General features: G+C 62.0%; 3 protein-coding genes. 2 read left to right on the forward strand and 1 reads right to left on the reverse strand.

The window, feature by feature from the left end; translation table 11 throughout:
* Positions 1–873 (forward strand): bifunctional riboflavin kinase/FAD synthetase (locus tag EOA33_RS25255; RefSeq protein ID WP_127406867.1); only part of this gene is annotated, 873 nt, incomplete at its 5' end.
* A gap of 160 nt (positions 874–1,033) precedes the next feature.
* A complete protein-coding gene (locus EOA33_RS25260) occupies positions 1,034–2,959 on the forward strand; it encodes an adenylate/guanylate cyclase domain-containing protein (protein ID WP_127406869.1) in 1,926 nt (641 codons plus the stop codon).
* A gap of 101 nt (positions 2,960–3,060) precedes the next feature.
* On the opposite strand, the gene EOA33_RS25265 is transcribed toward EOA33_RS25260, so the two are convergent.
* A partial coding sequence (locus EOA33_RS25265) for an inorganic triphosphatase (RefSeq protein ID WP_348628261.1) occupies positions 3,061–4,576 on the reverse strand: 1,516 nt, incomplete at its 5' end.

Here is a 4,576-nt window from a genome sequence, read left to right on the forward strand (position 1 = left end):
GTGCTGGAGCGCGCGCTGGCCGAAGCGCGGCGCCGCGGCGCGCCGGCCATGGTGCTGAGCTTCGAGCCGCATCCGCGAAAGGTCTTCCGGCCCGAGGTTCCGCTCTTCGTGCTGACGCCACCGCCGATGAAGGCCCGGCTCCTGTCGCTTCTCGGGTTCGCCGCGCTGGTCGAGCAGCCCTTCACGCGCGATTTCGCCGCGCTCTCGGCAGAAGACTTCGTGACCGGGGTTCTGGAAAGGAATCTCGGCGTCACGCACGCCGTCACCGGCTTCGATTTCCATTTCGGCAAGGACCGCCAGGGCGGCCCCGCCTTCCTGATGGCGGCGGGCGAGCGCCACGGCTTTGGCGTGACGCTGGTCGACGCCTTTCGCGACGAGGGCGCCGAGGTGATCTCGTCGAGCCGCATCCGCGCGCTTCTCGGCGAAGGCGCGGTGGCCGAGGCCGCCGGCTTGCTCGGCTACCGCTTCACCGTCGAGGCCGAGGTGATCGGCGGCCAGAAGCTCGGCCGTACGCTTGGCTTTCCGACTGCCAACATGAGGCTTTCGCCGGAAGCTTCTCTCAAGGAAGGGATTTATGCCGTCCGCTTCCGCCGCGCCGACGGCACGCTGCATGACGGCGTCGCCAGCTTCGGCCGTCGTCCGACCGTCGACGACAATGGCGCGCCGCTGCTCGAAACCTTCGTCTTCGACTTCTCCGGCGACCTCTATGGCGAGGCCTGCGAGGTGTCGTTCTTCGGCTTCCTGCGGCCGGAGCTGAAGTTCGACGGGCTGGATGCGCTGGTCGCGCAGATGAAGCGCGACGAGGCCGAGGCGAGGGCGCTGCTGGCAGGCGTGCGCCCGCTTTCGGAGCTGGACGCAGCCGTGGCGTTCTGAACTATCTCTTCAGCGCCATTCCGGTGGCCCAGCGCAGTGTGGAAGCGACCTTTCCGACCGCCGGACCAATGGACGACATCCTGGCCTGGCGGGTCGGGCCTCTCGTCAGCATGCTGGGTTAGGTGTACCATTTTGGCAATGATGGGTCCGGGGCAGGATGATGATCGTCCCTCCAATGAACCGGAAACTGCTGGCGATCCTTGCAGTGGATATGGTCGGCTATTCAAAGGCGACCGAGATTGACGAAGCTGGCACAATCGAGCGCCTGAGAGCTATCCGGGCCGACGTAACCGATACGGCGATCGCTCTGCATCAGGGTCGAATTGTCAAGCTGTTGGGAGATGGCGCACTTGTCGTCTTCGACAGCGTGGTCGATGCGGTGATCTGCGCAGCCGAAATTCAAAAAGCTGTGGCCGTTCGCAATGGTGGACTGCCGGAGCAAGAGCGGATCGTGTTCCGCATCGGGATAAATCTTGGCGATGTGGCGCTGGTGGATGGCGATGTGTATGGCGACGGCGTCAATATCGCCGCTCGCATAGAGCAGCTTGCCGAGCCGGGCGGGGTGATGGTGTCAGGTACGGCCTACGACCATTTGCAGGGCAAGCTTGATTGGCCACTCGATTTCGTCGGCGAGCAGCACGTCAAGAATATCAACCGCCCCGTGCGGATGTACCGGGTGAGGCTCGATGGCAAGCGGCTGCGCCGGACCTTACGCCAGGCGATGCCGCACTGGACCAGGACGGCTGCGGCGGCGATCGTGGTGCTGGCTTTGGTGGGTGTGGGGACCTGGTGGTTCTTTCAGCCCGCGTTACTGGGGGCCAAGCCGTCGGTCGCGGTGCTGCCTTTCAATAATTATGGCGACGAGGCCAGCGGGCGTTTGGCCGATGGCTTGACTGAGGATATCATCACCGACCTCGCGCGGTTTCCCGAACTTGACGTCGTAGCCCGGAATTCGACGGAAGTTTACAAGGGCAAGCCGGTGGATGCCCGCCAGGTCGCGCGTGCGCTCCATGTCGGCTTCGTACTGGAAGGCTCCATCCAGCGGCAAGATGGGCGGGTGCGGGTCACCGCACAGTTGATCGATGCACTAACCGGCAACCACCTTTGGTCGGATCGTTGGGACCGGCCCGCTGAGGACGTGTTCGCCGTCCAGACCGAGATCGCAGAGCAAGTCTCCAACCGGCTGGGCGGTGGCGTAGGGTTGATTCAGACGGCCGGGCGGGCCGCGGCCAAACGCAAACGACCTGAAAACCTAAATGCTTACGACTATTATCTGCTCGGGACCGAGAAGATTGAAGAGATCACCGTAGCCGATGAGCAGGAGGCAATCGCGCTTCTCAACCGCGCCATTGAGCTGGACCCCGGGCTGGCTCGCGCCTGGGTAGAACTTTACCATGCGCATGGCATATTGGCTGGCTTCGGTATCAATCCCGAGAGCGAGATCAAGGCGGCTGCCGATGTGGCCGAACACGCGGTGCGGCTCGATCCAGGCGACGCTGAGGCACACGCCGTGTTTGGGACGAGTCTCAGCCACAAGGGCGACAACGCCCGCGCCAAGGCCGAACTGGATACGGCCCTTCGTCTTGCTCCCGGTTCGTCCGAAATCCTGACGTTCTATACCGGCTATGCGGCACGCTTCGGTGAACCCGAACGCGGCGCTCAGATGGTCGACCAGGTAATGCGGCTCGACCCGAACTATCCGATGTGGACGTCCAACTTCTTCGGCCCTGCCTATTTTATGGCCGGCCGGTATGAGGACGCCTTGAAGATGCTGGAGCGCATGACACCTGACAACTACGACCATTGGAGGTGGGTGGTGTTTGGCGGCTCCCTTGCGGCTCTGGGTCGGATGGATGAGGCGAATGCCGCGGTTAGGGAAACTCTCAAGCAGTACCCCGACCTGACCGTCGAGAGCATGATCAATGAAGTCGGCTTGAGCACTAGTGAGCGCAGCCGGTTTATTGAAACGATGCCGCTCGCCGGTTTTCCGGCTTGCGCCAAGCCCGAGGCGCTGGCGAAACTCGCCAAACCTGTGCGACTGCCGGAATGCGAGGCGGGCGAGGCGCAGCCTCTCGGGCAGCCATAGAACAGCTCCGCACCGGCCAGCCCATGGCGATGGCTAGGCCGGCGAGCGCGGTGACACCGGAAGTGGGCATTGGAGCTTCGTCGCTCCCTCCGCATGCTGCCTCAACGCCAGAAGCGCCTGGTCTTGACAAAGGTGTCGTGTGCTTCCGCGGCGTCCTTGAGAAGCTTGGACTTGTCCTCGCCGCTGAAGAGATCGTCCGCACCAGTTACGTCCGAAAGCTCCAGCGCTGCCAGCATATCGGGGGCGGTGGCAATATCGTTGAGGCTGCCGAGATGATCCTGCAGGCCCTTCATCGCCTCGATGAACCGTCGATGGCGTTTGGCCTCGGCCTTGCCGTTGTAGAGCGGCTCGAAGAACTCGGCCGCGTAGCGCAGTTTCTTTGCGGCGATCCGTACTTTATGGCGGGTCTCGTCATCGGCGTCGATAAGATTGTTGCCGCCCTTCGCCACCTTCTTCCAAAGATCAAATACATCCGAGGCGAAATCCTTCGACGACTGTTCGGACAACATTTCATCCGATTGGGTTCGCCAGTCCTTGATGGAAATCCACTCGGTGACATCGATCATCAAGGAGCGGGCGCGAATTGAAGAGAACGATGCTGCGACCGCCGCATAGGCGTCGTCGCGCACTTCCTGAAGACGGCTTGCAAGAATCCTGCTGGAAGCGTGATCGATCATCACGTCGATATTGCGTGCATCGCCAAGTTCCGCTGCGAGCCATTTCAATTCTCCTCGCATGTAGTCGAAACGGCTGTCGTCGAATAGCGACTTGCAGATCGAGCATAGGGAGCGCAGCCGTCGCAGCGACACGCGAGCCTGGTGCAGGGAGTCGGCATCGCGAGACCATCCCAGCGCCATCTCATTGAGACGGAACTGTTTGAGACAGGCCGCTGCGATGCGCGCGAAAGCCATTGCCACGCTCATCTCGGACGTGAGCGGGGTCGCAGCTGATTTCACAGCACCCGGTGCAGGGCCAAGCAGACGATAGCCTCGTTCAGCTTTGCTTAGCACCCCGAGATGCGCCGGCGTGACCAGGTCAATTTTCCGAGCGAGCGCAAACAGAGCTGCCGGCGAGCCCGCCTTCTTCTCCAACTCGATCTCGCAGAGCGGTGCCTCGCGACCGGCTGCGACGACCTTGCCAAGATCCAGGGCAACCTCGATCGTGGCGTCGCCATCCGACACATTCCAAGAATGCCGTTTGACATGAACCTCGAACAAGGGCGCCAGCTTTGCGCCATCCTCTGCAAGCAGGTCTCTGATCTGCGGATCGTCAAGTATCGGTGTATCGCCGTCGACCGGGCGCTCCCATTCCTCGCGCGTGAACGATCCGGCGGCGGTGCCATCGCCGGCTTTGAGGGTTTGGATCCTTTTATCACCCGATTGCCGGATGCGAAGCGATAGACCGCGCTTGGACAGGTCCCATCCGAGCGTATCGAAATAGATGGATTTTTGCTGAAGAATTGTGGGCGAGGACCCGAACGGATTCTTCTTGAGGAGCGATCCCGCACCCGACCGCGACAGCTCGAACTTCAGTTCCGTTTCCTGCATGATGTCCTCGGCGCCGCGCAACTTCACGACAATCGAAGGGACCCTCCCTGCATGGTGCGTCATCTGTCTC

Source organism: Mesorhizobium sp. M4A.F.Ca.ET.050.02.1.1 (assembly GCF_003997725.1).
Taxonomy (GTDB): Bacteria; Pseudomonadota; Alphaproteobacteria; order Rhizobiales; family Rhizobiaceae; genus Mesorhizobium.

Bases quoted from the DNA above. Each gene is read 5' to 3' on its own strand.
- EOA33_RS25260 (WP_127406869.1), top strand. From the start codon at position 1,034: ATGATCGTCCCTCCAATGAACCGGAAACTGCTGGCGATCCTTGCAGTG.